Raw genomic sequence first — 26090 nt, forward strand, 5'->3', positions numbered from 1 at the left:
TCAACCACCTCCTAACTGATAATTAAGCATGCTGTATTCTGTAGCTTCATTCCGGCTTATCTGTTTGGTTAGGGCTTTATTATCTATAACCTCACTTGGTTTAAGTATCAGCCTCATGAGTAAATCGTTTTGTTTCTGTAATAAAGCTATTTGCTGGTCTTGTCTGGTAATCATTTCACTCCAATCAGTATTGCCACCGCCTGTGTTAGGCAGCTGATTAGGACGTTTGTTTCCTTGTATTTGTTTACCTGCCAAGGCTAATAGCTTCATAGCATCTGTTCTTCTGCTTGGATCCGTAGGAATAACAAATTCAGGCCAGCCACCTTCTGCAAGTTGATACATTCCAGCAGTATTGATTAAACCACCTGTCTCATATCCAACACCTCGATATGCCTTTTCTAAGCTACCATATCTTGAAACTGCATATCTAATTGAAGCGAGTATGTTCGACATAGGGTCATAAATATCTGAGTTGTATCCTGGCATTGCATAAGCTTTAAATGTAGGGTCAATAACCTGCATCAAACCTTTTGAAGGAGTTCCTCTTTTTGCGTTGATATCCCACAAGTTTATTGCTTTAGCATTACCACCTGACTCAGTTTGCATCTGATAAAGCAACCTGTCTAAATTAGTCTGGCTATATTGTTTGGTAAGCATCAAGGCTTTAGTAGCAATACCTGCCCATTGCTGGACACCAGCTCCACCACCTGAAGAACTTCCCATATCTCCAAACCAGTTATCCCAAGTATCCTTTATCCAATCCTTTGCAAAATCTGCAATCATTGATAGCGGACTTCCAGTGTGTTGATTTAACCACTCAGGAATCAAACTGTCTTTCAAACTGAATTTATCTTTTGCGAAGTCCCATACAGAACCAGCTCCATCTAGGAACAAATCAAAGTAATCTCCAATTCCATTTGCATAACCAGGAAAACCATAGCTTTTTAACATTTGTTCAGTTTGCTTATTCGGAAGAACAGAAGTACCAATTGGTAAATTCGAGTGGTATTCAGGTCCCCTTGTACCTAAAAGTGTTACTCCTTTTCCTGGAACAAAAGCCAACTCTCTTCCCTCTTCACCAACTATTGCAGGTCCACCTGGGTGTCCTGAACTTGGTGTACCGTCTGCATAGGTGGCTTCAAGTTGGGCATCTTGCCTTTGTAATTTTTGACGACCATTTTCCTTTACGGTTCCCTTTTTAGCAATAGGTTCCTTACCAAATAAATCTAATATCCAGTTCACAGCACTTAAAACACCGTTATACATACTATCCCAACCAGAAAGTATTTCACCAGTTTCCCAGTTAACTTGGTCCACATGCTCTCCAGCTTGATCTTTAGCAGCTTTAACTACTGATGTGTGTTCATCTTGTGCAGTAGCAACGGTACTATCTCTCCTGCGCTCAGCGTCTGCAATGAGTTTATCTGCTGCTTCTTTTGAAATACTACCTGTTATGTCCCGTCCATAAGTTATAGCAGCTATTTCTTCATTTGCCTTTTTATTAGCTTCCTCGACAACTTTATCCGTAGTTTCTTTAGAATCTGCTACATATTTTGCTGCCTTTTCTGCAGAAATGATACTAGCTTCATTTTTAAGGTTTTGCTGAATTGTTAAGTATTCATCTTTGGTTTTTGCTGTGTTTTCCAACATTATTTGATCATTAGTTAAGTCAATTTGCGCAATCCTCTCTCTAGCAGCTTGTCTTTCTGCCTCAGATTGACCTTGCATACCTTTGATTATTTCTAACTTCTTCGCTTCGTTATCTGTTACTTGTTGTCTTTCCTCTGAATAATGTTCATCAAAATCAGCAAGGGTTCTGGCTTTATCTTCATCACTTAATGTTTTATTTTGATTTAATTGTTCAACTAATTTTGCCCGTTCTTCTTGGTGCCTTGTATCTAACTGTTCAAGAATCAATTTTGTCATTTCTTGATACTTTGCAACCACATTAGCAATGTGTTTATCAGTTACTTCTTCATTACCAGTTGCCATTTGCCACAATAGAGAGTTTGAATCAGTTTTTAATTTGTCATATTGATTCAAAACTTTTTGAGTGGATTCTGAAATTTTACCAGCAAAGATATCACTTTTGATTATTGGCTTATCCATATCTTTATCGAGAGCTATAAACCCAGCTCCTAATCCTACTAAAGCTACGGCAGTTAAGCCTACAGGACCTGTTAACGCTCCTAAAACTCCTGTTAACCCTGCACCAGAACCAAGTAAGGGGATAAGTGGACTAACAACTTTAAATAACGCACCTACACCTGTTGTTAAACTCCCTAATACCATCAGTGTTGGTCCTGCAGCTGCACTTACTCCAGCAATGGCAAGTATTGTTTTTTGAGTTTCTGGTGACATATCCGCAAAGGCACTAGTTACTTCCCCAATTGTAGTTGCTACTTTAGGTAATACATCCTCAGCAACACCAAGAAGAACATCGCCAACAGGTTCCATATCCTCCACAAAATCACGCCAAACCTTTGTTGCACGAGTACCTAAATTATTTCGAAGGGCATCACTTGCCTTTTTGGTTGCACCCTCGACATTTTTCATACCTTTGCTCGCATCTAACATTGCATTGAAGGCTTTTTCACCTAGATCTTCGAACTGTGTTCCAAAAAGCCCTACAGATGCTGCGTTCCTATCGCCTTCATCTTTTGTTTTCTTAAGGGCTTTAATGACTTTACCGAAGGCTTTCTGGGCATCCTCGCCACCGTTATTAAATTGCTTAGTCATTTCCTTAGCATTTAATCCAAGAGCCTCATAAGCCTCTGTACTGGACTTAGAACCGTCTTTAGCACGCAAAGAAAATTCCTTCATGGCATCGCCGACTTTATCAAGTTGGAAAGCTCCACCTTCTGCTCCAGCTTTAAACTTGGCGAACATATCATCAGCTGTCATTCCAAATTCAGAAAAATAAGTGGAGTACTCAGAAACACTATCAAGAAATTCCCCGCTAAAATTCAGGTTATCTTGGAAGCCCTTTGTTAAGTAATCCATCGATTCAGTTGCAGACATACCGAACTGTTCCATCATTACCTTCACAGCTCTTAGTGCTTCTTGTTGGTCTCCCCAACCACGACCTTCAAACAGTTCTAAGCCTGCATTAACATAAGAAAGATCAACCTCACTTAATTCACCTAAACTTTTGGTAACACCAGCTATCCTAGTGGAAACATCTTCAATGCTATCTCCGAATCCATCTTCCCATAGATCTTTGGCCACTCCATGCAGTTTCTTGGCTTTTTCTTCGGACAATCCTAGTTCTGCCTGAATGACACCAGAAGCCTTATCAAACTCGTATGCGACTTCCCCTGCAGCAGCTGCTGCTCCAAGTAATGGTGTTGTTAACCCAGCAGTTAAAGTCAATCCTGCACCACTCATCTTTTTACCAACATTGGTTGCTGTTTCTCCAGCCCTGTCAATGGTTTGACTAAGTTGAGTCCATCCTGATTCAGCCCGTCTTTGCTCTTCTCTCAATTCTGCAAGTTCGCGCTGAGTATTTGTTACATTTCGTCTTAAAGTATTTAAGGAAGCTACTTCACGGTTGTATGCCGTTGCAGCCCTCTCTGCTTCTCTTGAACCTTCTCCATGTTGCTGAACCATTTTTTCATATTCTTGTCGAGCAGACTTTGTGATTTCTTCCTGGACTTGCAACTTACGGTTTAAACCATTAAGTTTAGTTTCAAATGAAGCGACAGAACGATCTCCTCTGTCAAAAGCAGAAAGATTAGCTCTCATTTCACTATTTACTGTGCGTAGTCTCTCCCTTAAACCAGTTAGCCCTCTATTCAACGCAACTGTATCTAAGTCTAACCCTATCGATAAGCCAGTTATTTGTTCCATTAGCTTTACCTCCCTTCTTTATAAAAAGTAAAAATCCTTAACCTCCGAATGCGGCAATTAAGGATTTTGTTTGTTTTGGCTTATTACGTTCTGCCATTAAATCAATCATGAACTGATATGGCATACTTAATATTTCATTGATATCCTTACCTTGCTTCATTAAATCTCGGACAAGTTCGTCCAAATACTCTTTTTGCTTGGCTACTGAAAAGTCCTCGTCCGTTAACCCTTCTTCGCCAGCAACTTTTTTACTTCATCAGTTTGTTGTCCTTGAGTTATGAAGAAAACCTGTTGCTGTAAAGTTTGAATAGCATCTGGAGCATGCAATCCGTTCTCTAATTCCTCTTTTGTAAACTGATTCTTATAGATATCGTTTGTCACAAAATCAACCATCTTATTTACCATTTCTTTTTCATTACTAGCAGTTATTTTAGTTAATTCCAGATTAAGATCAATAGCTTGATACACCACACTCATTGGTAAAAATGCAGGAGTATAGTAAGTTGCATCAACAATTTCTCCTTCTTTAACCTCTTTAACTAATACAATTGCATTCTTTTTAAGATTCGCCATCTTCTGTTCCTCCTCAAGTGATTTAAAAAGAGCAGGTTATTCCTGCTCTTGAATTAAGACACGTCCAATTTTGTTTTTTGTGGATGACAATTCCTTGACTCTTTCTTCGTCCACAACTGCATCAGCTTTTCTTGGGTAGATATCACCTTTAATATAAACAGTGCCGTCCTTTAGGTCTTTGAAATCGTGGACGACTACATATTTCTTTTTAGGTTCCACTACTGGGGCTGTTTCCTCGGATGATGTAGCATCGTTTTCATTTTGAGTCGAGTCTTCTAATAATCGAAGAAGATCTTCTTTTTTCATTTTTTCATCAAAGGAGATACCTGCAGCAGTTAACTTTTCTTTGATTTCTTCTACTTTTAATGTATTAGACATGGTTTATGCTCCCTCCGGTACTGTTGTTCCTGTTGGATAAGGCAAACCAAAAATCTTTTGGAATAATACGTTACGGTTTGTTGTTTGACCAGCTGGATCATATGCAAACAAAACTGATTTCTCTTTATCAAATCCTTCAACTACTCTATCCATGAATTGAGCTGCAATCTCTTCAGTTGAGAACTCAGTTGTTTCTCCTTTTGTATTTCCAGTTACATTTGGTCTTGTGAACAATCCTTTTGGTAAACCTACATATTCACGAGAACCATCTTCATGTGTTTTTGCAAAAACGACTGCAACATAAGGAGGGTTGTCTTCGCTACCCATAGCAGTTATTCCATCAACCACTTCAAGACCTAACAAGTTTTGTTTATCTTGTAACGGCACCTTATGAAAACCTGCAGTAACTGCAATGTCTCCACTTGAAACGGCCATTTCTGCTGTTTTATTATCTCCGCGTGCTCGAGTAATCTCTTGCGGCATTTCCACATTAATTGTTTGTAAAAACTTTACACGCTCGATATATTCGGCAACCGTTCCTTCTCCAACCTCACCGTAATAAAATTCATCTACACCAGTAGCTGACCTATATACTTTCTCTTCTGCCAAATTACTCACTCCTCTTTATTTAGTGAAATCGACTTTGCGATTGTGTCGAAATCTTCTCGGTATAACTTTCCGCGAAAACGCCTTGCATCACGGAAAATTCCAGAATCATATTCTGATAGTCCACCATTTTGTCTTAACCCAAGCTTCCACAGAACTTGATGGATTCTTTCTCCAATTTGCCTAGTGGTTATTCTGTTTTTTGTCCAGACATCGATTTGATAAAGACAATCAAATGTTAGCCAAGTATCATCAGCGAAGTCAGACGGCGCAGGAACATCCAAAGGAGCAATAATAATATAGGGTTTTTCCACTTCACCACTCTCTGGATACTCATAATACTTGATTCTATCCTCTGCTTCTTTTCCAATAAATTCATCTGCGATTAAAGCATTAAAGATAATAGCCAGGACATCCATTAGAGACCTCGCCTCATTTCTCGCTTAATTGCATTTCGATAAGCCTCTTCTGCATTACGGAGAGCCCTTGCTATAGCTCCCTTTCCTTCAGGATTAGGGTTATTAACAGTTCCCCACTCGTTTAAGTGGATAACTCTGTATCTACCCTTAGGTCCTCGCCAATGAACTTTTACTGACCTTGCTCCTCCAACTGTTGTTGGTTGAGAAATGGTTATTTCCGATATGGAAGCACCTGTGTCTTTGAAAGACTCGAATTGTCTTTTAAGCTCTTGGACAAAAACATTTGCTCCTGCCAATAAAGCTATATCAACAATTTGCTGTGTCCTATTTGAACCAAATCGCCTCATTAGTTCTCTTTCCAGTTGTCTAATTCCTGAAATACTTACACTCATGAGGAAACCTCTGCTACAATCCTAATTTCTCTCTTATTTCGAATATCAGGACTAACATGCTTAATGTTGAAATGTTGGCCAGCATACTCAGGTGATTGAATTGACACATAATGTTTATTAGATGGACGATACGTTCCTCTTGGATCTCTAATTTTGATTGTCAGATCAGATAGGGTCCCATTAGCTTTGGCCAACACTAAATCTTTTGTCCAAACTTCTTCAATACCAGCCCAGCATCCATAAAGAACACTTTTTATCTTTTCACCTGGTTCTGGTCCATCATTAGCTACATATTCATAAAAAGTAATCCTGGTATTGTACTGTCTTTTACTCATAGGAAACACCTGCCTTTAGTTGCAGCAATATACGATTAAAAGCACGTTCCAATCTTGGGATTTTCTTCTCATCATACTCATAGTCCATTTCCAGATAGAGAATAATGGCTTGTTTATATAAGGGTAAGTAATCTGAAGTTATTTTATCTTCAGGTACTCCCGCTACTTTCAATGATGCTTTGGCTGCATCTAAAAGAAGAATGAGAACATCATCGTCCTCACTCCCATCAATTCTTAATGAGTCCTTCAACTCAGGAAAGCTTTGTAAAGTAAGCATTATGCACCTTGAACAGTAGTCACTTCAGCAATACGGAATGCTGATTTCAATTTAATCTGGTGGTCTAAATAAGCAGTCAAAACAAAATCCTCAATACCTGTGCGGACGTTTTTATCGCGCTCATAAAGAACATCAAGATCATAGTTGAAATGAGAATAACTAAAATCACCAACGATTGGTTCAGAAGCAGCATCAACAAACTTTACAGATTTACCCCATACTGATTCAGGTGGTGCAGCAAAATAAGTGGAGTTACCATTATTCAAAAACTTAACAACCTTTGTATAATCAGCGTAATTCATAACAATCTTCGCATTTTCACGATAATCCTCATGTAAATCTGCAAGTGCATTCACGACAGCTTCATAAATATCAGCACCTGATACTCTTTTGATTGCCGTTGCACCAGTTTGGTAAAATGACATATGTTCTTCACCAGCTTTAGGTGTTTTAGTAAATGCCACTTTCTTTTCCTTCGCTGCTAAACCAGATTCAAGAGCACGTTCCACACCTTGTACTAAGTTAACATCCGTCCCTCGAATAACAGTTTCAGATACAGGTGCAAATACTTTAAATTTATTTCTCCCAAATTTAACAACATCACCAGTAACTTTTAATTCTTTAGCAGTTTCTGTATCATCAATAAAGTCGTCATCATCAAGTTGGAATGAAATCTTAGGCACTTCAAGATTCATCAGATTAGTGAAAACGGAAATTTCACGTAAAGGATTCTTAACTAATGGTTCCATCAACAGTTCATTGGTCATAGTCGTCGGAAGTAGTTTTTCACCACCAGTATCATTGCGATCTCCCAGTGCCGCTTTAGCTTCAAGTGGAACAGGCTGTTGACGAATAGTAGCACGAATTAATTCAGCTTTTGCTTTAACTACCTTTTGTTTTGGGTCTTTTTCATTTGCAAAGCCCAAGCTATCAGCTTTCTGCTGTGCAGCAAATTTTGCCTTTTGCTCTGCTTCCATTTGATCATGTTGCTGCTTGATAACATCAAAACGCATTTGCAAATCAGCTTTTGAGCTTTGCAAAGCCTTGAGATCGTCCATTGTGGATGTAGTATCAATTGCCTTGGCAGATAGTTCGCCTTCAATCTTTTGCAATTGTTGACCAATTGTTGCCATGTTTTGTTTTAATTCAAATAATGTGCTGCCTGCAAAAAACTGTAGATTTAATTTTAATACCATGTTTTTCTTCATGAAATAATTCCTCCTAAAATTGTGTTTAAATATGCTGAATTCGCCTTTGAATCATTGGAAATTTGTTGCCTTAATGCCATTTCTTCTGCCGAAATAGCGATATTTTGATTAGAAATAAGCTGATTTGGCACATTTTTGTACTCTTTTGCCCATTTATCATCCAAACAAGCAGCTGCATTGTTTGTTGCAATAATTTCATCACATAGACCATATCGAAGAGCTTCTTCTGCTCTTAACCAAGTCTCAGCATCAAGTAACTGTTTTAAAGTTTCAGCATCTAACTTGTCGCCAGCACGATCTAAATAAAATTGAATCATTGACTGATTAATTCTTTCGATATCATCTGCTGCTTTCCGTAATTGTTCTGCATTTCCGCTTGCATACGTCCATGCGTTATGAATCATGAGCATAGAATTGGCATACATAATGATTTTATTTGAAATCATTGGTAAAACAGATGCACAGGATGCTCCTACGCCATCAATGGTAGATATGACATTAGCTGGATGTCGTTGAAGCATTGCGATAATTGCCATTGTTTCAAAAACAGAACCACCAGGAGAATTTATATAAAGCTTTATTGTCTCAATTCCATCTCCCAATTGATCTAGTTCATTCTTAAATGAAATGGATGAAACTTCGCCATACTCTTCCCATGCCCACTTGGTTATTTCTCCGTAAATAAAAATATCAGCCGATTTTCCATCTGCTGATGCTTTCATATTGAAAAATTTATTCGTTTGTTTGTTCTTTCCCACTCTTTTCACCTCCTTTACGTAATACTGGGTCCATCTCTAACGGGTACATATCTCCTGAAATCCACAGTTCGGATGCTTTTCCACCAACAGGTGGCAAATCTTCTAGCTGTCTCACTTCATCAGGCTTCATTCCAGAGCTTCTAATCATCATCTGATAGAATTGTGTCCTCGCGGCTGTATCGCCTCTTAGAAGCCCTCCTAAGTTGAATTTAAAATAAAAACCAGCCTTTCTTTCAGCTGGTGTAAGTAATTTTCTATTAAACTCTTGCTCATATTGCCTAACAGTTGGAGTTAAACTCATTTGTACAAACTGAGTCATTAATTGTTCATTGCTTGCAAACCCCTGTCCTTCTCCATCATTCAAAAAAGAAACTGGAACGTTGAAAACGTTAGCCACACGCGATCGAGTAATTTTTTCAGATGCTAATGTATCAGATGCAAAGTATTTCCTATTAATATCTTTCACAGTAACACCTGGTTCTTGGAACAAAATGCCGCCATTTTCTTGATAAAATCGTTTGAAATCATCAATTATCCGCTGTCTTTTATCATTATCCACATTCGCTCCATACTCCAAGACAAAGCTGTCTTTTTTTTGCATTTCGGAAAGGGAAAATTCCTGAACTGCTTTGTCATACTCCAATGTATTTTTCAAAACATTTAACGGACTAATACCTGACCACCTACTTGAACCAGTTATGTGTTTAACGTGAATCATGTTCATGTTATGGATATAATGAGTACCATTGTCACCAAGTACTTGATACCACAATTCACTGTCATCTGTGTTTAAAAAAGGTGAAACATAGCTCGAGTCAATAGGTATTACCTTCTCTGGTTGCATTCGTATATCTCGAACGATAATAGCGTATCCGTTTCCTGTCTCATTTCTAGATACCTCAATCTTATTTAAAGCTTCATAACTGGTCATATTAGGATTAGGATTGTTAATAATAACATCAGCAGCTTGATTCATTTGTACATCGTATTTTTGATAAAGCTTGATTGGAAGTGAAGATAAAGTGTTAGACAAACGGCTAATGACACTAAATATCGTTTCATTTGTTGCTAATCTTCCGTTATCTACACCCCAAAATGTACGACCAAACCATTTAGAAAAGTCGTAACCTGCCCCTTTCCACGTAACCACAGCTGCCTTTACTGAAAGCTTGATTCTGTTATACCATTGCAAATTCTCACCACCTTTCAGTTAGTTTAATAAGTCGCTAACAGATACAAATTCGATATTGCCATTCCCTTGTGGACTTACCAGTTTCTTCATGACTTCTGTATGAGAATTTAAAAAAGCTGCAAAACCGTCTATTTTACGATATCTATTTTGTTTTTGAGGTAACCAACTGCCGTTTTCATGTTTCTTTAACTTCACATTGTTGATATACCAACGCAATAATTTGTCTCCGTTAAAGATGACTTTACTTTCAATGAACATGGTTTCTAAGTCTCTTAAAGCTGGAGTTAATGTTAGTGGACCTTGTCTTACAATTTCTGCTTGGAATCCATAAGCCTCTAGGTCTTTTACCAATCGAAATGCTTTGGCAGGATCGTACATAATTTTTTCAATCATGTATTTTTCAGACTGTTTAACAAACCATTCATACACTAATTCAAGATTTACATAGTCATTTTCCACAATAGTAAGCAGCCCTTTGTCCTTTAAATCCTCATAATCAATTTTTTCATTGTTAGCAATTACCTTTTTTCTCGGCAACCAGGAATGAGACAAAATAAATACTTCCCCAGTATCAAGTGGGAATTCCAAGCATGCGCTGGTAAAGTCCTCTGATTCAGACAAGTCAAATGCACCTATACATGCTCTATTTTCCAATAGGGATGGATCAATTTTCTTTTCGAAATTCCTTTTTATAACCTCATAATCTAAGAACGACTGTTCATTAGAGTTTACGAACATGTTAAAACGTTTTGTTATAAAGTCATTTCTTTCGGAAGGAGTTCGTTTAGCCTTTTCCCAATCCTCAATCATATCTTCTAACTTGATAGAAACCCCAAGATTAGGATTAGCTTTAATCCACATCTCTGGCTTATCAAACTCACTCTGATCATCTAGTTCAGCTAGATAATAAAACGTTCTTTCATCTTCAATCACACCATTGAGTACATCAATACCTTGCTCATAATAATTCACCAGCGGTCCATCTAGTTGGTATCCAGCTGTTGTGATGTAGATAAGAAGTGGTTGTTCACGAGATCCCCGTGAGTTTTTAATTACGTTGATTAATTTGTAATCCTTCATCTCGTGAATTTCATCAAATACACCAATATGAGTACTTAAGCCATCCAATTTTTCAGAATCAGATGCTTGAGGTTCTATTTTGGAAAAAGTTTTATCGAAATAAATTGCATCTCGTAATGGTCTAAAATGTTTCCGCAATAATGGGGAAGCTTTAATCATTGCTTTGGCTTCATCAAAAAGAAGCCTAGCTTGCTTCATTGAGTTTGCAAGAAGTGGTATATCCGCTCCGTTTTCCCCATCTTTACTAACCCCGTAAAGGGACGTTCCTGAAATTTTCGTGGTTTTTCCGTTTTTTCGTGCAACAAAAATAAGCCCTTCCTTGAAGCGCCTTAACTTTGACTCTTTATGAACCCATCCAAATAAACTTCCTAATGTGAAGTGCTGCCATGCTTGAAGGATAAGTTTTTTATAACTACCCTTCGATGGTTTACAGTATTTTTCAATGAATTGTATTGGCCTATGACCTAAAATTTCATCAAAAACCCATGGGAAATCCTCATTAAGTACTTTTAGATTGGCTCTTTTTAAATCATTCAAGTGTCTTTTACAAGCACGCATAACATTTTTACTCGCAATTATATGTCCTTCCACAACCTGTTCTGCGTACCATGTAGTTAAAAGAACTGGAGATGAATCTTTTAGGATACCCAAGCTAGAATTTTTCAAAGTCATCAACTTCTTCAGTAACTTCACTAGTTACGTAAACTATTTCACCATTCTCTTTTGGCAATAAATTCAGCAATTTTTCATGAGCAGTTGTAAAACGATTTATCATCGTGTTGTATGACTTTTGAGAAGGATTTTCTACTTTCATTTTTTGCGATCCGTTTTGAAAAAGATAAGTCGGTCCACGAGTTTTTATATCATCTTCTAAAATTTCAAGTGTAACTTTCATAAAAGCGACTCGTTCAATTAAATTCATCGCTACTTTTATTTTAGAATCGGGAATATCCTTAAAAATATCTAACAATCGTTTTTTTTCTTCATCAATTAATACATCTTGCTTCTTTTTACTCAATTTAGCCAATATCAGCCCCCCCCTCATATAAGGATTTTTTATCCACGTTGCAAGCGAAGGGCCCACACCGGTCCCTGGCAGGTTTTAAAAAAGCTTTAAGACCAGGGGGGCCTATATTATCTCTTCGTTCGCCTTATTCTTAATCACTTTGACGTTTCTTCGCTTTTGATTATTGTTTTTTTTGCTTCTACGATCAGGATGCTCTGCTTCATGACATGAGTTACATAAAGAAATTAGGTTGTCTAATGATAATCCTAGGTCTGGATAATCCTTTAATTCTTTTATGTGATGTACCATATCTGCAGCAACAACTCGATTCTGTTTCAAATGATGAACACATAAGTAATTGTCACGTTCTAAAGCTAACCTCCTTGCCTTAGACCAAGCAGCAGACTTATAGAACCTTCTTGTCTCTGGATCTCGCTTATACTTGTCATAGTATTGATTCCGATTCATCAGATTCTTCCCTGCTTTCATGGTCAATCGCTTCTAACTCATCAGCCAATGCTATTGCATGTTTAGCTATTACTCTTAGCTTTGCTGAAAGATTGTTTGTATCTGCTGTTACATTAATTGATAAACCTTTAGTCATAATTCATCACCCTTCTTTCTACAAAATAAAAAACATTCCATGAGGAATGCCGTCTTTTGCCTTTTAAAAGACATATATATTAATTCTTTTCTTTTCTTTTCTTTTCTTTTCTTTTGTGTACTTATTGCATACATAAACCATAGTTATTGCATACATGATGTATACATAAACCGTAGTTAATGTTAACAATAACTATAGTTAATGCACGCAGAAACAATCCAGTTATTGTAAACGACTAAAAAATAACTGAAATCGAATGTTGATAGTATCTTAAAGATATTTGAAGCATTAGTGAGTTAATCTCAAATATTGATAAACTTATTTAAAGTAAGTGATATCACTTACTAAAAGTAAATCTTTTATATAATAGGATTTCGGTTTTTATCAGCAAAAAATGTTCAGTCACATGCGTGACCTTTCACTCTACGTTCTATTCTGTTAATGATTTGACTACCTTCAACATGCTCAATCGCATACGTTAATCCACCTGGAATAATGGTATCTGTTTCCCAATGAAATAAAATATCTCGTTTACGATTAATCTCTTCACCTTTATAAAAAACTTCTGGTATTCCATTCTCATCATCTAAGATTATTTGAAGCAAAGGAGACTTCTTCTCTAACGAAATAAAAAGATCAAATAAATCTTCAAAGCGTGTGCTAAATAAATTCACACCAATTTCTTTTTGTTGCTGCTTCTCTTTCTTTGATAAATCGCTAAATATATACTGAACGACCTCAATAAATGCGCTAGTACTTGCATTCTCTTTGTATCTGTTAATTAGTTCAAGAGTATCTTCAGATAAAAAAGGTAAAGCCTTATCTGATAAGTTACTGTTGACTCTGAGGCTGAACTCACGAATACAATCCATTAATACATCTAAAGCTTGGAAATTCATAACATCACCCTTTCTCATTCCCTATTCTCGGTGTGCCTGCAGGTCCTTCATTAGCCTTCATTGCATCCAATACAATGTATGATGAACGCTGTAATGCTTCAGCTGCACCAAGATGTTCAATGATAGCCAAGTTATTTCTAACAACCAACTGTGCTTGTGGTGATGGATCGTTAATAATCTTATTAATCTTTTCAGATACTTCTTGTTTCACTTGAGCCAATAGTTCTTCAAGCTTCCATCCATTATGATTCTCGCTTCCCATTAATACTGTTTTTGTTCCCCATATTCCTCACCCATCTTTCTCCAAATTTTTCAAAGGAAATAAAAGTTAAATGTCGAATTTAATAAATTAATAGGAGGTGATAAGTATGATAATGCAACCTGTAGCATCAAGTAACCTGGTCTCTGTTGGATATGATGATTCTGTTAACACACTTTACATTCAATTCCGTAATGGAACTTATAAGTACTACAATGTTCCTAACAATGTTTATAGAGGTTTATTGAATGCACCTTCAAAAGGTAGATACCATGATGCTTTTATAAAGAATAGATATCAATATTCAAGAGCTTAATCGCTTTACTGACTCGGTTGTTAGCCCCAATCGAGTCTATTAATAAAATAAAAAGCACTCCACAAAGGAATGCCTTAAAAACTTATTTAATACTGCTCAAGTAAGACCTCATTTTCATCACCATCATGATTCCAAGTAATTGAATATGGTTTTTCACCTTTTGAGACAGTGAAAAATAGGTACCCTTCATATACAGAATTACTAGGAATAGACCCCGAGGTAGGTACAACTTCCATTCTTTTATAAAATTCATTATGAGCATCATCGCTAATCAAACCAATATTCTCTCCGTTTACATCTTTCAAGCTAAAGTTATGTCGTCTAAGATTAAGTGAAGAAGAAGTATTATTATTAATTATTAATGCTACCGAATATAAATCTTGAGATGAAAAATTAACATCAATCGAATCCAATGGTGCAGTTATCGGTACTAAACCTGCAGTAATGTCATATATATCATCCTCGCTTTGAGTTTCATTACTCGGTTCGACTTGAGAATTTTCTTCATCTTCATTTACAATATTAGTTTCGTCAGAGGTATCATTTTCATTACTTGTGGTTTCATAAGTTTTAACTTGATTAGTTGTTTCGTTAGTACTAACTGGTTCTTCTTGTATACCAAACTTTTCGTTTAGATCACTAATCTGCTCATTTAAATCGTCGATTTCATCTTTATTCTTATCAATTTCAGATTTTTTGGTACCTAATTGATTTTTCAGTTGGCTAATTTCTTTTTCCTTTTCTTTGATTGTTTGTAAGTTTGCATTCCACTTCTTTGCTTGTTCCCAAGTCCCTTTATCCACTAATTTGTAATTACTAAATGTCCAAGTTAACACACTACTCACTAATACTAAAATAATAATAAGAAAAACTAATCCGTATTTTCTTTTCATCCCCGCTGTCCACATCCAGTTCTATATTATTCTATAATTATATTTTACCTGAACAGGAAGTAAAACCATTTATTACCTTAATTATTAGATTTTATTAAATCTTTTACTCAAGAGATAAATGTTTTCCATGTTAGTCACCCTTCTTTAATTTCTTATTTATAAACATCACGCATATATTCTTTATAAACTGGACAAGTTATTTTTATAGAGAAATTCAATAATGATGAAGATTGATCTCTATCACCTACGTTGCTCACCGTAAACATCCTCCAGTAATGTTGGTGAGCAACTTCCGTTTTAATTCCTCGACTTATTTTCTCCAAAATAAAAAGCACCCATTTTTGAGTGCTTTAATCATTGATTTTTAATTGAATTTTTTCTAAGTTGATTGAAACTGATGACTCATCTGAGCTCACAGGAATTAATATGTACTTATACTCAATACTATTATCTTTATTATTGATTTTTGTAGCAATATAATTGTTGTTATAAGAACCTAACAATAAATACTTTTCATTATTCTTTTCTATAATATACTGTTCTTCAGCTTCATGAAGGTCAACATATGCTGTTACATAACCCATTCCATATGAACCAATTAGACAAAAAAAGGCTATTGTTATTAGGTACATAAACTTTCTCTTAAATATATTTCTGCTAAAAATAATTATCACAATTCCCAACACCAGAGTTGTGTTAACTAAAAGAAAGTATTCTTGAGTATAATACAAAAATGCAATAGCTAATAACAAAATAATAATTAGTACTATTTTATGAGGTTTATCTCTTGCATCCAAAGATTGAATAGTTATTGGGCTAAATATAAATACAAAAAGACCCAAAAAAAATAAACCACTAGATAAACTATTGATGTTTAGTTCAATGAACATACTAGGTATCTCTCTTTGTGCAAATCCTCCAAGATTAAAAGCATATACAACCCCATATGCTAAAACAGTTAGTAATAATACCCCATCTAAATTAGATAATAATCGCTTTATATAATCCATTTATTCTTACCTCCTCCTCCTAATTATGAGGAAAAGGAAATAAGTGGACAATCTTTATATTTCGTCAAATAACGACAAGTAGCACCCATCTTAAAAAATGGATGCTCACTGGTCTAACCGCCTAAATGTATTCATATATTTAATTGATTGTGTTACAAAAATACGGAAAGCGGTGAAGATAATGATTTTGTTAACTTCTGTATCGATTGGTTTGAGTGCTGTTATCTTAGCAAAGCAAATTACAATAATAATTATTTACGTTAGAGTCCAACATTAACTCGTCAAAAGAAGGAACAGTTCCCAGGCTGTTCTTTCTCTTTACTAATTTATGTTCCATCATGGAATATATAACTTAAAATAAATTAATTAAAGGATTATGACACTTATTTTCTTTTTATCGCTCCACCACGACCACGACCATATCTATCCCTATCCATTCCCATGATGTTAATCCAGTCTACTTTTTCCTTCTTTCGGTTTCTTTTTCTTTTTCTTCTTATTTCTCATCTTTCCAAGCTGCTTTAATTGTTCTGTTTTAAGATGATCTTTAACTTTCATATCATCACCTTCATGAATAAAGTTATCTTTCAATGAAATAATATTAATTAAAATAAATTAATTGAAAGGAGAAGCTTCATGACTCAATACGTCCAAACCAATAGAGAATGCACAGTGACTGACATCTTAAAACTAGGGACAGACCTTTCAACTTTCCAACTTAAAGGTTTTAAAATTAAAGGTACAATGGCTATTCATCCTATCGAAGGAACTTTTATTCCTATTCACGATATGTACGATAAAATTAGAAATGTGCGTGATGACAAAGAAGAAATTATCGCTAAAAGAAGAAGTCCAAAAGGACCTTTGCTTTTCGTGAAGAAGAAGCAAAATAGTAAATAAAAAAGCGCACCTGATAATCAGGAACGCTTCTCTTTGATAATTTTCTATAATATAAATTTAACACATAAAAAACCTAATGCTCATCTTACATTCGTTTTAAAAACAGTATAGTTTCGTTTCTAAATCGTTTTAATCAATTTGTATTTTGAAAAAGTCAGTTCGTTTTACTGTGCAAGGCTAATCCGTTTAATCGAAGTTTTTCTTTCGTTTCTTCTGATATTATTCTTTCTTTTTTCATTGATACTTGTTTTTCCTTTAAAACACCTTGGATAGCTATTGGTCTGTCATTCTCTGTTTCTATAACCTTCATTTCTCCAAGTGTCATTAATTTACGGATATGCTTAGGGACAGTTGAGTATACGTTCCATTCACCTGTTTCATTATCGAATACTAAGCTTGTCTCCTGCTCTGCCTTAGTGTACGCCATTTCCTTCCTCCTTCGGCTTAAAGACCTCCAGTTTCAAAGCCAATGCCAATTTATAAAAAATACGTGGTTTGAACTTCTGATGATAATAAGACTCGCTCATTCCCAAGATGTTATACACTTCATAGTCAAAGCGCTCGTCTTCTTCCAAATATCTAAGTATCAAGGCTTCTCTTTCTCTAGGAGATAACCGGTTTACAGCTTTCCTAAAAAACTCTACATATTTCATTCTTCTACGTTCTTCGTCCACACGATCTACGGCTATTTCTTCTGTTGATGAATGGAACTGGTTTGTGAATGTCGGCAGTTCCAATGAAAATCTTGCTGTTACCTGCGGCAGCCTTTCTTCTGGGACTGTCAATAAGCATAGTCGATACTGCTCAATGGCTTCTTCTACAGCCTGTTGTGTAGCTTTTCTATCTATCTCAGGAAGCACAAAGGACAATTGTTTCAACATGACTCCCCCCATTTATGATATGATTGACTTACTCGAATTCAGCTGGGAGAAATCCTGGCTTTTCTTTTTTTATAATAAGGAGCCATCAATAACCAGCAAATCTGCTTTATTGTTGTTGAATGTCTCGATAATCTCAATTATAGGAATGAGCTGACCGCCTTCACCTGGAGACCTATCGAATTTTACTAAAGCATAATCCCTCTTCACTTCCATCATTTCTTCTTTCAAAGTGCCTTCGTTATCTTCTGATACCTTCTTTGTATAGATCTCCATTGCTTGCTTTTTAGAAGTAGCTTTAATCAATGCATAATACGGTTCGTTCACTTCAAAATATTTCATTTACCTTCACCCTTTCTCATTCATTTGTAGGACAGACTGTATAGTGTTCTAACAATCCGTTTTCACCATTTTCTATACCTTTTTGTCCACAAACTGGACACTCAATTAATTTTTCCATAGAACCTATCCCCCAATAAACTTTTAAACTTCTTTTGCCCTAGATTAATCCTTTTCAAAAAAACGAAACCAATCGTTACTATAGACGTAGTTATATATATCTAAATAATTGTATAAAGGAGTAATTCATGTACTATCTTATTTTTCCAATGCTGATTCTATTGTTAACTTGTGTCCTAGTGGGAGGCGTTTATTTTGCTTTATTTAGATGGCTTCCTAAGAAACTATACAATGGGCTGACAGGGTTAGTTGCACTAGCTGCAATTTATATTTGGGCGGTTCCATTAAAACTTGGCTTTTATGAATTTTTCAGGTCAACATTTTAAATATATCTCTAGTTTAGTCTCTCCCTCCTGAAGGAAGGAGAGACTTTTATTAATCCAGCTGGTCTTCATCATTTACAGGAGAGGCAAAAGGGTCTCCATCTAATGCATCTTCTTTTTCTTCTTTGACATCATCCAATGTTAATTGGTCTGCATTAATTGCAGCTGTTCCATCCTTACCAACTGAGTACTGTAAGCCTTCGTGCTGCTCTGCTTGGAAATCTTCAAGACTCATTTGAGACTCGACAATCTTCAAAGTAACATCAGAACCTGCCATCTTATAGAAATTAAAGGATTGTTCTGCAGAAGTATCTCCTTTGACAATAAACTCAAGCACGGTCTTTTTACTGTCTTTCGATGTCTTATTGAATTCACAAGTAAGCTTCTGATCTACACCGTCAATCTCTAGCTCAACCACTTCCCTTGTCAAACGGCTGATTTCCGGCTTTTTCTCATCTTCACCTTTCACATAAAACTGGATAAGCTCCTTTTTGCTGTCCTTTGTTTGTTTATTGAAATGTGCTTTAACTGTTAATTGCATGTTATATCGCTCCTTTTAAAATAGTGTTCAGTACTTCATTTTGATATTCAGGCATAACGCGATCATTTAACGGAAGTAAATCTTCGTTTATTAACTCCCATGCGTCTTTCGCTATTTGAGATAGAACAAAGGCATCTATAACGTTGTCGCTCTTATGTGTATAGCCATAGTGACTATATACGCCTTCTTTCACAGCTTTTTTCTTTTGTGGACCGGTTAAACGCTTCTTGTTACCTTTTTCCCCTGTCCATCCAGTAACGCCAACGTATTTCTTTAATGCATTCGGCGCAACTTCTATATAAGGGATTTTCCTTGCATCTAAAGCCATCCGAATACCCCAGCCAATGCCGCCGTTTTGCACAGCCTGTTGAGACTTAAATCCGAATCCTTCAATGGCAATAACATCACCTTTTTGAATATGTGCCATTAAATCAACTATCATTGTTCTCATGCGTTTAGGATCTACAGAGCCAATACCAGTTATCTCTTTTTCCCTCAGAACTTGACCATGTTCATCAATTACAACAAATCCTGTTTTGGTGGAAGGATCTACTCCTAGAAATCTCATAAACTTACACCCTCACTTTTTGACAGCATGCTCTGAAGTTCTAAGAACCATTCTCTATCTTTAGTATCAAGAGCCATATCAATTAACTGATGCAAGTTATCTTCACTCAATCGATTATCCATTAGTTCTGCATCTTCAAAATCTATCCATCCGATTTTATTGATTATAAAGTCAGGATTACTAGCTCTTCTAACAATATTCACCTCATATTCCCTTAAGGAATGAGATATTGCTGTTATAAAACCAATCCATTTATGAAAGGTACCAACGATAACCCATTCACCTTTTTTGAAAATCACATCACTTTGAGCCAACTCGTCTCCTCCTATCCCTTACTTGGCAATTCTGTAAAGTGCTGCTTCCATCCTTGAAATAAAAGACGGAAATCATTAAGACCTGTATCTCGTCCTTTTGCAATGGTTTGTTGAATAACCTTTCCTCCCATTTCTGTATCCATTGGGTCATGCCATAAGAATTCAACAACATCGGCGTCCTGCTCGATAGATCCACTCTCTTTTAGGTGAGACAGCTGCGGCTTTAATGCTTTTTCAAAGTCCCTGGACATTTGGGATAACATCATGAAACAACAATCCATTTCCCTTGCTATTTGCTTTGCAGCACCAGTGACAGTTCCGATTGCTTGAGCTCTTGTCTCTCCCTTTTTTTGTGGAATGTTCATAATCTGTAAATAATCCACTGCTATACAAGCTATTTGGCCGTATTTCTTTTTAAACTGCCGCGCTATTGCTCTTACCTCATCAATAGACACATATGGCTTGTCCTGTATGAATATTGGCAGGAATTCGAATCCTTCATACGCATTCTTCAGCAAATCTAATTCTTTCTCATCAAGTTTTTTACTTTTGATTTTCCCATAATTTAAGCCAGTTACAGCAGCCAGCATTCTGTCTTTCAACTCGTTCTCGCCCATCTCTTGGGAAAATATTAGAACGACTCCTTTATGCTGTTTAGCCACTCCATATAAACGTTGAAGCATCATTGCTGTTTTACCTACTGAAGGTCTTCCTGCACTTACAAAAAGCCAACCACGCCACAATCCTTTTGCCCAGACATCAAAGTGTTTGAAGTCTGTCTTAATATAAGAAGCATGTTTGGACAAGTGCTCAAAGTAAGTTTCCTTCGACTCAGAAAAGCTTCTCATCTTCACGTTGTCCTGCGGTCTCATCTCAGCAACTAACGCCTCAATCATGGAGAAATAATCTTCGTCTGAGTCATAATCACTTCTATCAAGCCCCTTGATTATTTCACCCATGTTTTTGGTTCTACGTTCAAGCGCTTTGGATCTAACAGACCTGGCATAATATTCAGCGTTTGCGGTAGTGGGACAAGATTCTACTAAGTTAGTAAGATATGTAACACCGCCCATTTCTTCAATCCGTCCGAACCTAACATAGGTCTCTGTAACGGTCATGATATCCACTGGAGCATTCCTTTTTTCTAGGAATCTCATTACCTTGTATATTTGCTGATGACGTGCTACAGAGAAATCTCTGGCTTCTAGGAACGTCACTTCATCCAGAACGTTAGAATCCATGAGAATAGCACCTAATACTGATTGTTCCGTACTTATTTCATTTACTTCTTGCTCAGCCACTCCAATCGAATGCATCTGGGTCACCTCCATTCGCTATCCATTTAGAGAATTTTATCTCCTTATCTCTTGGATCTGCAGGCATCATCTGCTTTTTTATTGAGCCTTGATTTACATAGTTCTCAAAGTTTTTTTGAGCGAATAGAGTTGCTGGTCTTAGATATTCACACATCTTTTCATCTTTCAGCCATTGTTCGCATTTAAGATCTATTACACGCTTGAAGTCCTCAACTGTGCGTCCTTCGCTCATTCTGCCGTTAATTAGCTTTTTATTTGCAGCAGACTTATAGCTATAATTCTTACCTGCCTTTTCATTCAAGTAAGAAAGGATTTCTTGATACACATTAATATCTTTATTTCCTTTACTTTCTTTTACTTTCTTTTCTTTTGTGGGGTTAATGTCTTCAATTTCTTCGTTAATGTCATCATTAACTGGGTTATTGTCTACATTAACTTCATCTGTTAAGTTATATTCTGTTTTAATGATCACTCCTTTACGTCTATTGACGGCAAGAAGAAATCTCTTTTGGAATCCCTTTGAAGTAAGGATTCCATAATTATCGTATAGTTCTGAGTCGAAGAATCCCCACTTCAAACATTCCTGAACGACCTCATTGACAAACTCTGCTGTCTCCACAATTTTCATGGAGAAAACATATTGTTCCTTCTCTGTCCAATGATAGAAATAACCATTTCGGTATACTTCCATCATGAGACGAACAATGACTCCAAAACCACGCATTCCAAACTTCGCGACTACTACAATGATTTTTTCATCTTGGTCAATATCAGTGTCCAAAGGAAAGTATTCAAGTCCTTCTTTTGTAGGTCTTGCCATCTGTTTCACCTTCCAATCACTGTGTAGCTAATTGTTCTTTTATATATCCTGTTAACTCTTTTGCGAATTCCATACGGTCCTCAGATTCATCACATTCATATGATTTATCCAGCCATTTTTGAAGACGATCATGAACCTGAATTACTAAATCACTTTCTTCCGAAGCAATATATCCATTTGCAATTGCTTTGATGTACTTTGTTGAGTTTTTCTGAGAATATCTTCTTAATATTTCTGCATCTCCAACGGTTTTTCCGATGCTGTTGATATTTAGCAAGATGGTGTTGAACTCATCCTCTGAAATCATACTTGTCCATGCTGCCTTTAAATTCTCAAATGCTTTATATACATCAAGTGGTAACGTTACTTTCTCTGCCACTTATATCACCTCAAGTTTGTAATGTTTATTTGCTTTAAAACCCTTCTTCATAAGAGCCCTCATCGTTGTCATTTCTGCCAGTGCAGGAAGGTTATTCTTGTTGGATAGATGTGTAAGGTATATTTGTTCTCCAAGCCCCTGAACTAGGCTAGAAAGAGCTGTAGCGGTCTGCTCATTAGATAGATGACCGATATGAGAAAGTATCCTTGCTTTCACGCTGTTTGGATAATCTGATGCCTCAACCATGTTTGGCTCATGGTTAGATTCAATAATATATATCTGAGAAAACTCCATTTTCTCTAACATTTGATTATCTACATGACCAGTATCTAAGCAGACAGAACATTTATTACCTTGAAAATCACTAATGGCATATCCAACAGGCTCATAAGCATCATGATGTGTCTTAAAGGATTCTAAGTAAAAATCTTGCAACCCTATCCCCTCACCTGCTTTGAATGTCCTTTGTAAGTCTTGCTCTACTCCAGCAACGGACTTCCACTCATTCTCAGCAGCATAGACAGGGATTTTGTATTTGTTAGCTAGTGACAATCCCTGTATATGGTCCTTATGGGCATGTGTAATGAAGATTGCAACAATCGATGTGGGGTTAATCCCTTTCTCGAGCAACCTTTTTTCTATTTTCGTTTTGGCTATTCCAACATCAACAAGAATGGTGGATTGATTGGACCGAATAGCAATTACATTGCCACTCGATCCAGATGCTAAAATATCTACTCTCATAAGATTAATCCAATGAATCTGCTTCAGCTACCTGAGCTGCTTGCATCTCTATGTGCATATCCAACAATTCATTGAAACCAGTTAATTGTGCCAATGTAGGTGTTTTGCCAGCAAGGTCAGGAGCGTTTTTAGCAATATAATCAGCCTTAGCGTCTGTTCCTTTAATACCTAGGATGTCAAATTTACGATTCATTTCAGCACGGGCCTTTTCAGTAGGTGTTAAAGGCTTGTCTTCTTTTTTTGCTTGTTTTGGTGCATCAATGATTTCTTGATTAGGTGTGACATCTTTACGGTCCTGGGGTTTGTACTCTGGAATACTACTTTCAGGTTCTCCATGAGTAATTGTTTCATCTTCAAATTCAAGACCGTACTGTTTCTTAAGCGCACGCTGCTGCACATGCTTTCCAAACATATCCGCAGTCCATTTATTCCAGTTGTCCTTGTTTTGCCCTGTGAACATATGGCTAATTTCTTCAATATCCATAATCACAGTTACTGGTCTATGTCCATCACGGTAAGCAATGGAATAAGCACCAATGATTTTCCCTCGCGGAAAGCCAATTTCATGTTGCACAACTTCCATTTCTCTTGTTTCTTTATTCATAGCAATTTTGAATTCATCATTTTCATGTACCATTTGAGTATCCGGCGGTTGGAATCCTTCTTGTGTTCTTGCTTTTGAAAGATAAGCTTCTGCAGCGAATTGGATACGGGCAGTGTTGCCATATTTGATAAAGAAAATTTCATTCTTAAATGGATCTAACCCATAAGAAGCAGCTTTATGAGCGAATAATAAGAACTCCTGGTCATTAGCAGTTGGTGCAATGGAATTACGAATTACTTCAAGTACCTCCGGTTTGAATGCCTCTGTGATTTCTGGTGTGTATTGCTTAATTGAATTATTAGCCATTTTTTATCCTCCTGTTATCTTTAAGAATTTGTCTTGTAGTGCCTGTGTTTCTATGAACCAATGAAACTCTTTCTCCATCATTCTTATAAATTAGCCAGTTTTCAGGATTGAGTCCGGCTCCGCGAATATTTTCTTTCTGTTTACGGGTAGGATTCTTTCCTTGCTTCATTCGCCCACCGCCTTAACATTAAGCTCTTGCCCAGCAACCACCCTGCAGGTAATCAACTGTCCAATTGGTTCCTTAAATCTTGTTATAGACTCAGCATTATCAATAAATACTGGAGTGATTAGTTCACTTTGCTCTGAAAGAACGTCACTTAGTTCAAGCCCAGCTCTGATTGTTTCAGATAGTGATAGCTTGCTATAAGGCTTACCATCCATCTCAATTTCAAAGTCTGGTTTAATCTCTCCATCACCTTTGTTTTGCTTAAAGAGTCGGACAGATAATGTAGTGAATAGGGCTTGTACTTTTTCACCCTGTAGTTCTGCTTCCTTGGCTTTGTAATCTTTAATGCTGTCCAGGATAAAGATGGATTCATTCAAGGACTCTAGGCATTCTTTTTCTTCAGTCTTAGCCTGCTCCACTTGTTTAAGGTAATACTCGTACTCTTCGTGTTTAGCAATCTCTTTTTCTATTGGTTCAATTTGAGACTGTAGGTCAGAAAGCTTTGCTCTTTGCTCAGAAACATCTATGTATTCCAATGTTTTGAGCTCTTCCTGCAGCTTTGTTCTTTGAGCAATGACATCATTGAATGCTGATTTAAAATTGTCAGTCCGCTGTTTTATGTCATCCCTTGCAGCTTCTAGTGCTTCATCCTGCAAAGGTTGTTTGCAGACACGGCAATTGCCTTCCGGCTGTTCATTTTTCAAAACAGCCCAATCATCTTTCATGCTGTCTCTCTCTTTATTCAAGTTATTTATCTGGTTATTCAATACATTTATTCTTCCGTTAACACTACTAGCGGAATCGTGGATTTCATCTAGCTCTTTACGCTGCTTTAATAATGGCTTAAGCTCTGCATTCAAGGATTCTAATGGAACTGTAGGAGCATGGTGTTCCAATTGTTCTTGCAGTGTCTTAGTCTTGCTTTGTGCAGCAATATATTTCTTATCCAAGGTTTTCTTTTTATCTTTATGAAGCTCCTTAAGATCCTCGATAGAATGTTTCTTCAACAAAGGCTCTAAATGCTTAGCCTGCTCTTCTGCCACATGCTTTAATACTTCTTTCTTCAAAGGTGCTGAAATGTATTGGAGCAACATTGCACGCTGCTTTTCCCAATGCAAAGTGAAGAAGTAATTAGGATTGTATAATGATAAAAACAAATCCTTATCAAAAAGATCACTTACCAATTCACTAAATTTTGTTGCAGAAGTTGGTACCTCATTCACATAGCATTGAGACTTCCCTTTCTTCAAAGAACGTGATAGCAGCAACTGTTTTCCATCCACTTCAAGAAGTAAAGATGCTTTAGTAATATCTGCATCATAATTAATTGGTGTCGGATCTAGCTTGCTTCCAAATGCATCCATGTTGTACAATGCAAATGGAATTGATTGTGGAATGGTTGATTTACCTTTCCCGTTGTCCCCTGTGATTTGTGTTTCCTCTCCAAAGTTAACGGTCAAATCACGGTGGGACTTAATATTTTCTAGAGTTAATTGTAGAAACTTTATTACCTTCATAATGTCCTCCTATTCGGATTTTCTTTTTTGCCACAGTTCCTTCATGCTTTTCGCACCATTTTTCGATGATATTTTACGTTTTTCTTCATTTTTCTTAAATACTGGACCAGATGGCTGTTCAGATGGAACAATTGGATGCTTTGCTATATAAGCCAACCGTTCTTCTTCAGTCATGTACCAAACAGTAACTTTCCCGACCAC

Annotated in this window: 36 protein-coding genes; 2 read left to right on the plus strand and 34 right to left on the minus strand. The window is 36.6% G+C overall.

The genetic code is table 11. The features are described 5' to 3' along the window. The 18 genes from EM808_RS04045 to EM808_RS04120 all read right to left on the minus strand — a co-directional run bounded on the left by EM808_RS04045 (position 1) and on the right by EM808_RS04120 (position 13838). Positions 1-3849 (minus strand): phage tail tape measure protein, encoded by a 3849-nt coding sequence (locus tag EM808_RS04045; RefSeq protein WP_127736183.1) that lies wholly within the window; start codon positions 3847-3849, stop codon positions 1-3. Between the two features lie 37 nt (positions 3850-3886). Then, on the minus strand, positions 3887-4033 hold the full coding sequence (gene gpGT, locus EM808_RS28470) for a phage tail assembly chaperone GT (RefSeq protein ID WP_164849567.1): 147 nt from the start codon (positions 4031-4033) through the stop codon (positions 3887-3889). Positions 4034-4071: 38 nt separating this feature from the next. Beyond that, positions 4072-4422 carry a phage tail assembly chaperone G gene (gpG, locus tag EM808_RS04050; protein WP_127736187.1) on the minus strand — a complete coding sequence of 117 codons (351 nt, stop codon included), beginning with the start codon at positions 4420-4422 and terminating at the stop codon, positions 4072-4074. A 36-nt stretch (positions 4423-4458) separates the two neighbouring features. Continuing rightward, on the minus strand, positions 4459-4800 hold the full coding sequence (locus EM808_RS04055; protein WP_127736190.1) for a HeH/LEM domain-containing protein: 342 nt from the start codon (positions 4798-4800) through the stop codon (positions 4459-4461). A gap of 3 nt (positions 4801-4803) precedes the next feature. Next, positions 4804-5409 carry a major tail protein gene (locus tag EM808_RS04060; RefSeq protein ID WP_127736193.1) on the minus strand — a complete coding sequence of 202 codons (606 nt, stop codon included), beginning with the start codon at positions 5407-5409 and terminating at the stop codon, positions 4804-4806. Between the two features lie 5 nt (positions 5410-5414). After that, positions 5415-5825 (minus strand): hypothetical protein, encoded by a 411-nt coding sequence (locus EM808_RS04065; RefSeq protein WP_127736196.1) that lies wholly within the window; start codon positions 5823-5825, stop codon positions 5415-5417. Beyond that, the gene (locus tag EM808_RS04070) at positions 5825-6217 is read right to left on the minus strand and encodes a hypothetical protein (RefSeq protein WP_127736199.1); all 393 of its coding nucleotides are present in this window, start codon (positions 6215-6217) and stop codon (positions 5825-5827) included. The genes EM808_RS04065 and EM808_RS04070 overlap by 1 nt, the downstream gene beginning before the upstream one ends. Then, on the minus strand, positions 6214-6552 hold the full coding sequence (locus tag EM808_RS04075) for a phage head closure protein (RefSeq protein ID WP_127736202.1): 339 nt from the start codon (positions 6550-6552) through the stop codon (positions 6214-6216). The genes EM808_RS04070 and EM808_RS04075 overlap by 4 nt, the downstream gene beginning before the upstream one ends. Next, positions 6545-6829, minus strand: a complete 285-nt coding sequence (locus EM808_RS04080) for a head-tail connector protein (RefSeq protein WP_127736205.1) — start codon at positions 6827-6829, stop codon at positions 6545-6547. The genes EM808_RS04075 and EM808_RS04080 overlap by 8 nt, the downstream gene beginning before the upstream one ends. Beyond that, positions 6829-8037, minus strand: coding sequence for a phage major capsid protein (locus EM808_RS04085; RefSeq protein ID WP_127736208.1), 1209 nt, complete (start codon positions 8035-8037; stop codon positions 6829-6831). Before EM808_RS04085 ends, EM808_RS04080 begins: the two co-directional genes overlap by 1 nt. Further along, positions 8034-8795: a head maturation protease, ClpP-related gene (locus EM808_RS04090; RefSeq protein ID WP_127736210.1), complete on the minus strand. Its 762-nt coding sequence runs from the start codon at positions 8793-8795 to the stop codon at positions 8034-8036. The genes EM808_RS04085 and EM808_RS04090 overlap by 4 nt, the downstream gene beginning before the upstream one ends. After that, the gene (locus EM808_RS04095; protein ID WP_127736213.1) at positions 8770-9987 is read right to left on the minus strand and encodes a phage portal protein; all 1218 of its coding nucleotides are present in this window, start codon (positions 9985-9987) and stop codon (positions 8770-8772) included. The genes EM808_RS04090 and EM808_RS04095 overlap by 26 nt, the downstream gene beginning before the upstream one ends. A gap of 18 nt (positions 9988-10005) precedes the next feature. Continuing rightward, complete coding sequence (locus EM808_RS04100; protein WP_127736216.1) at positions 10006-11739, minus strand: terminase large subunit; 1734 nt, start codon at positions 11737-11739, stop codon at positions 10006-10008. After that, positions 11720-12094 carry a hypothetical protein gene (locus EM808_RS04105; RefSeq protein ID WP_127736220.1) on the minus strand — a complete coding sequence of 125 codons (375 nt, stop codon included), beginning with the start codon at positions 12092-12094 and terminating at the stop codon, positions 11720-11722. Before EM808_RS04105 ends, EM808_RS04100 begins: the two co-directional genes overlap by 20 nt. A 102-nt stretch (positions 12095-12196) precedes the next feature. Further along, complete coding sequence (locus EM808_RS04110; RefSeq protein WP_235856558.1) at positions 12197-12541, minus strand: HNH endonuclease; 345 nt, start codon at positions 12539-12541, stop codon at positions 12197-12199. Further along, entirely contained in the window at positions 12519-12677 is a 159-nt protein-coding gene (locus tag EM808_RS28475; protein WP_164849568.1) for a hypothetical protein, read from the minus strand. The genes EM808_RS04110 and EM808_RS28475 overlap by 23 nt, the downstream gene beginning before the upstream one ends. A gap of 398 nt (positions 12678-13075) precedes the next feature. Next, positions 13076-13576, minus strand: a complete 501-nt coding sequence (locus EM808_RS04115) for a hypothetical protein (RefSeq protein WP_127736226.1) — start codon at positions 13574-13576, stop codon at positions 13076-13078. Between the two features lie 4 nt (positions 13577-13580). Further along, entirely contained in the window at positions 13581-13838 is a 258-nt protein-coding gene (locus EM808_RS04120) for a hypothetical protein (protein ID WP_127736229.1), read from the minus strand. Positions 13839-13944: 106 nt separating this feature from the next. Between EM808_RS04120 and EM808_RS04125 the strand changes: the two genes are divergently transcribed. Continuing rightward, positions 13945-14151 (plus strand): KTSC domain-containing protein, encoded by a 207-nt coding sequence (locus EM808_RS04125; protein WP_127736232.1) that lies wholly within the window; start codon positions 13945-13947, stop codon positions 14149-14151. An 86-nt stretch (positions 14152-14237) separates the two neighbouring features. Here the strand turns inward: EM808_RS04125 and EM808_RS04130 are convergent, their stop codons facing one another. Both EM808_RS04130 and EM808_RS04135 read right to left on the minus strand, forming a co-directional pair. Further along, the gene (locus EM808_RS04130) at positions 14238-15044 is read right to left on the minus strand and encodes a hypothetical protein (protein ID WP_127736235.1); all 807 of its coding nucleotides are present in this window, start codon (positions 15042-15044) and stop codon (positions 14238-14240) included. Between the two features lie 350 nt (positions 15045-15394). Further along, the gene (locus EM808_RS04135) at positions 15395-16054 is read right to left on the minus strand and encodes a hypothetical protein (RefSeq protein WP_127736238.1); all 660 of its coding nucleotides are present in this window, start codon (positions 16052-16054) and stop codon (positions 15395-15397) included. Positions 16055-16690: 636 nt separating this feature from the next. Between EM808_RS04135 and EM808_RS04140 the strand changes: the two genes are divergently transcribed. Continuing rightward, complete coding sequence (locus EM808_RS04140) at positions 16691-16954, plus strand: hypothetical protein (protein ID WP_127736241.1); 264 nt, start codon at positions 16691-16693, stop codon at positions 16952-16954. A gap of 154 nt (positions 16955-17108) precedes the next feature. Here EM808_RS04140 and EM808_RS04145 read toward each other — a convergent pair whose 3' ends face one another. The 14 genes from EM808_RS04145 to EM808_RS04210 all read right to left on the minus strand — a co-directional run bounded on the left by EM808_RS04145 (position 17109) and on the right by EM808_RS04210 (position 26090). Next, positions 17109-17381 (minus strand): hypothetical protein, encoded by a 273-nt coding sequence (locus EM808_RS04145; RefSeq protein WP_127736244.1) that lies wholly within the window; start codon positions 17379-17381, stop codon positions 17109-17111. Next, a complete protein-coding gene (locus tag EM808_RS04150) occupies positions 17368-17835 on the minus strand; it encodes an ArpU family phage packaging/lysis transcriptional regulator (RefSeq protein ID WP_127736247.1) in 468 nt (155 codons plus the stop codon). Before EM808_RS04150 ends, EM808_RS04145 begins: the two co-directional genes overlap by 14 nt. A gap of 69 nt (positions 17836-17904) precedes the next feature. Further along, entirely contained in the window at positions 17905-18174 is a 270-nt protein-coding gene (locus EM808_RS04155) for a hypothetical protein (protein ID WP_127736250.1), read from the minus strand. A 492-nt stretch (positions 18175-18666) separates the two neighbouring features. Then, on the minus strand, positions 18667-19155 hold the full coding sequence (locus EM808_RS04165) for a hypothetical protein (protein WP_127736255.1): 489 nt from the start codon (positions 19153-19155) through the stop codon (positions 18667-18669). A 1-nt stretch (position 19156) separates the two neighbouring features. Beyond that, the gene (locus tag EM808_RS04170; protein ID WP_127736257.1) at positions 19157-19723 is read right to left on the minus strand and encodes a RuvC family protein; all 567 of its coding nucleotides are present in this window, start codon (positions 19721-19723) and stop codon (positions 19157-19159) included. Beyond that, positions 19720-20037, minus strand: a complete 318-nt coding sequence (locus EM808_RS04175) for an IDEAL domain-containing protein (protein ID WP_127736260.1) — start codon at positions 20035-20037, stop codon at positions 19720-19722. The genes EM808_RS04170 and EM808_RS04175 overlap by 4 nt, the downstream gene beginning before the upstream one ends. Positions 20038-20048: 11 nt before the next feature. After that, positions 20049-21353 (minus strand): replicative DNA helicase, encoded by a 1305-nt coding sequence (locus EM808_RS04180; RefSeq protein ID WP_127736263.1) that lies wholly within the window; start codon positions 21351-21353, stop codon positions 20049-20051. Then, positions 21331-22173: a conserved phage C-terminal domain-containing protein gene (locus tag EM808_RS04185; protein ID WP_235856559.1), complete on the minus strand. Its 843-nt coding sequence runs from the start codon at positions 22171-22173 to the stop codon at positions 21331-21333. Before EM808_RS04185 ends, EM808_RS04180 begins: the two co-directional genes overlap by 23 nt. Before the next feature lie 16 nt (positions 22174-22189). Further along, a complete protein-coding gene (locus EM808_RS04190; RefSeq protein WP_127736266.1) occupies positions 22190-22552 on the minus strand; it encodes a hypothetical protein in 363 nt (120 codons plus the stop codon). Next, entirely contained in the window at positions 22553-23296 is a 744-nt protein-coding gene (locus tag EM808_RS04195) for an MBL fold metallo-hydrolase (RefSeq protein ID WP_127736269.1), read from the minus strand. Positions 23297-23300: 4 nt separating this feature from the next. After that, entirely contained in the window at positions 23301-24206 is a 906-nt protein-coding gene (locus EM808_RS04200; RefSeq protein ID WP_127736272.1) for a RecT family recombinase, read from the minus strand. After that, the gene (locus EM808_RS28480; RefSeq protein ID WP_164849569.1) at positions 24199-24375 is read right to left on the minus strand and encodes a DUF6906 family protein; all 177 of its coding nucleotides are present in this window, start codon (positions 24373-24375) and stop codon (positions 24199-24201) included. Before EM808_RS28480 ends, EM808_RS04200 begins: the two co-directional genes overlap by 8 nt. Continuing rightward, positions 24372-25889 carry an AAA family ATPase gene (locus tag EM808_RS04205; protein WP_127736274.1) on the minus strand — a complete coding sequence of 506 codons (1518 nt, stop codon included), beginning with the start codon at positions 25887-25889 and terminating at the stop codon, positions 24372-24374. Before EM808_RS04205 ends, EM808_RS28480 begins: the two co-directional genes overlap by 4 nt. Before the next feature lie 9 nt (positions 25890-25898). Continuing rightward, positions 25899-26090: a hypothetical protein gene (locus tag EM808_RS04210; RefSeq protein WP_127736277.1), complete on the minus strand. Its 192-nt coding sequence runs from the start codon at positions 26088-26090 to the stop codon at positions 25899-25901.

Source organism: Niallia taxi (assembly GCF_004005475.1).
Lineage (GTDB): Bacteria > Bacillota > Bacilli > Bacillales > Cytobacillaceae > Niallia > Niallia taxi.

Excerpts from the sequence above, each read along its gene's own strand:
- EM808_RS04045 (WP_127736183.1), bottom strand. The coding sequence starts at position 3,849 with ATGGAACAAATAACTGGCTTATCGATAGGGTTAGACTTAGATACAGTT.
- gpG (WP_127736187.1), bottom strand. The coding sequence starts at position 4,422 with ATGGCGAATCTTAAAAAGAATGCAATTGTATTAGTTAAAGAGGTTAAA.
- EM808_RS04055 (WP_127736190.1), bottom strand. The coding sequence starts at position 4,800 with ATGTCTAATACATTAAAAGTAGAAGAAATCAAAGAAAAGTTAACTGCT.
- EM808_RS04065 (WP_127736196.1), bottom strand. The coding sequence starts at position 5,825 with ATGGATGTCCTGGCTATTATCTTTAATGCTTTAATCGCAGATGAATTT.
- EM808_RS04070 (WP_127736199.1), bottom strand. The coding sequence starts at position 6,217 with ATGAGTGTAAGTATTTCAGGAATTAGACAACTGGAAAGAGAACTAATG.
- EM808_RS04075 (WP_127736202.1), bottom strand. The coding sequence starts at position 6,552 with ATGAGTAAAAGACAGTACAATACCAGGATTACTTTTTATGAATATGTA.
- EM808_RS04080 (WP_127736205.1), bottom strand. The coding sequence starts at position 6,829 with ATGCTTACTTTACAAAGCTTTCCTGAGTTGAAGGACTCATTAAGAATT.
- EM808_RS04085 (WP_127736208.1), bottom strand. The coding sequence starts at position 8,037 with ATGAAGAAAAACATGGTATTAAAATTAAATCTACAGTTTTTTGCAGGC.
- EM808_RS04100 (WP_127736216.1), bottom strand. The coding sequence starts at position 11,739 with ATGACTTTGAAAAATTCTAGCTTGGGTATCCTAAAAGATTCATCTCCA.
- EM808_RS04110 (WP_235856558.1), bottom strand. The coding sequence starts at position 12,541 with ATGAATCGGAATCAATACTATGACAAGTATAAGCGAGATCCAGAGACA.
- EM808_RS28475 (WP_164849568.1), bottom strand. The coding sequence starts at position 12,677 with ATGACTAAAGGTTTATCAATTAATGTAACAGCAGATACAAACAATCTT.
- EM808_RS04115 (WP_127736226.1), bottom strand. The coding sequence starts at position 13,576 with ATGAATTTCCAAGCTTTAGATGTATTAATGGATTGTATTCGTGAGTTC.
- EM808_RS04120 (WP_127736229.1), bottom strand. The coding sequence starts at position 13,838 with ATGGGAAGCGAGAATCATAATGGATGGAAGCTTGAAGAACTATTGGCT.
- EM808_RS04125 (WP_127736232.1), top strand. The coding sequence starts at position 13,945 with ATGATAATGCAACCTGTAGCATCAAGTAACCTGGTCTCTGTTGGATAT.
- EM808_RS04130 (WP_127736235.1), bottom strand. The coding sequence starts at position 15,044 with ATGAAAAGAAAATACGGATTAGTTTTTCTTATTATTATTTTAGTATTA.
- EM808_RS04135 (WP_127736238.1), bottom strand. The coding sequence starts at position 16,054 with ATGGATTATATAAAGCGATTATTATCTAATTTAGATGGGGTATTATTA.
- EM808_RS04140 (WP_127736241.1), top strand. The coding sequence starts at position 16,691 with ATGACTCAATACGTCCAAACCAATAGAGAATGCACAGTGACTGACATC.
- EM808_RS04145 (WP_127736244.1), bottom strand. The coding sequence starts at position 17,381 with ATGGCGTACACTAAGGCAGAGCAGGAGACAAGCTTAGTATTCGATAAT.
- EM808_RS04150 (WP_127736247.1), bottom strand. The coding sequence starts at position 17,835 with ATGTTGAAACAATTGTCCTTTGTGCTTCCTGAGATAGATAGAAAAGCT.
- EM808_RS04155 (WP_127736250.1), bottom strand. The coding sequence starts at position 18,174 with ATGAAATATTTTGAAGTGAACGAACCGTATTATGCATTGATTAAAGCT.
- EM808_RS04165 (WP_127736255.1), bottom strand. The coding sequence starts at position 19,155 with ATGCAATTAACAGTTAAAGCACATTTCAATAAACAAACAAAGGACAGC.
- EM808_RS04170 (WP_127736257.1), bottom strand. The coding sequence starts at position 19,723 with ATGAGATTTCTAGGAGTAGATCCTTCCACCAAAACAGGATTTGTTGTA.
- EM808_RS04180 (WP_127736263.1), bottom strand. The coding sequence starts at position 21,353 with ATGCATTCGATTGGAGTGGCTGAGCAAGAAGTAAATGAAATAAGTACG.
- EM808_RS04185 (WP_235856559.1), bottom strand. The coding sequence starts at position 22,173 with ATGGCAAGACCTACAAAAGAAGGACTTGAATACTTTCCTTTGGACACT.
- EM808_RS04195 (WP_127736269.1), bottom strand. The coding sequence starts at position 23,296 with ATGAGAGTAGATATTTTAGCATCTGGATCGAGTGGCAATGTAATTGCT.
- EM808_RS04200 (WP_127736272.1), bottom strand. The coding sequence starts at position 24,206 with ATGGCTAATAATTCAATTAAGCAATACACACCAGAAATCACAGAGGCA.
- EM808_RS28480 (WP_164849569.1), bottom strand. The coding sequence starts at position 24,375 with ATGAAGCAAGGAAAGAATCCTACCCGTAAACAGAAAGAAAATATTCGC.
- EM808_RS04205 (WP_127736274.1), bottom strand. The coding sequence starts at position 25,889 with ATGAAGGTAATAAAGTTTCTACAATTAACTCTAGAAAATATTAAGTCC.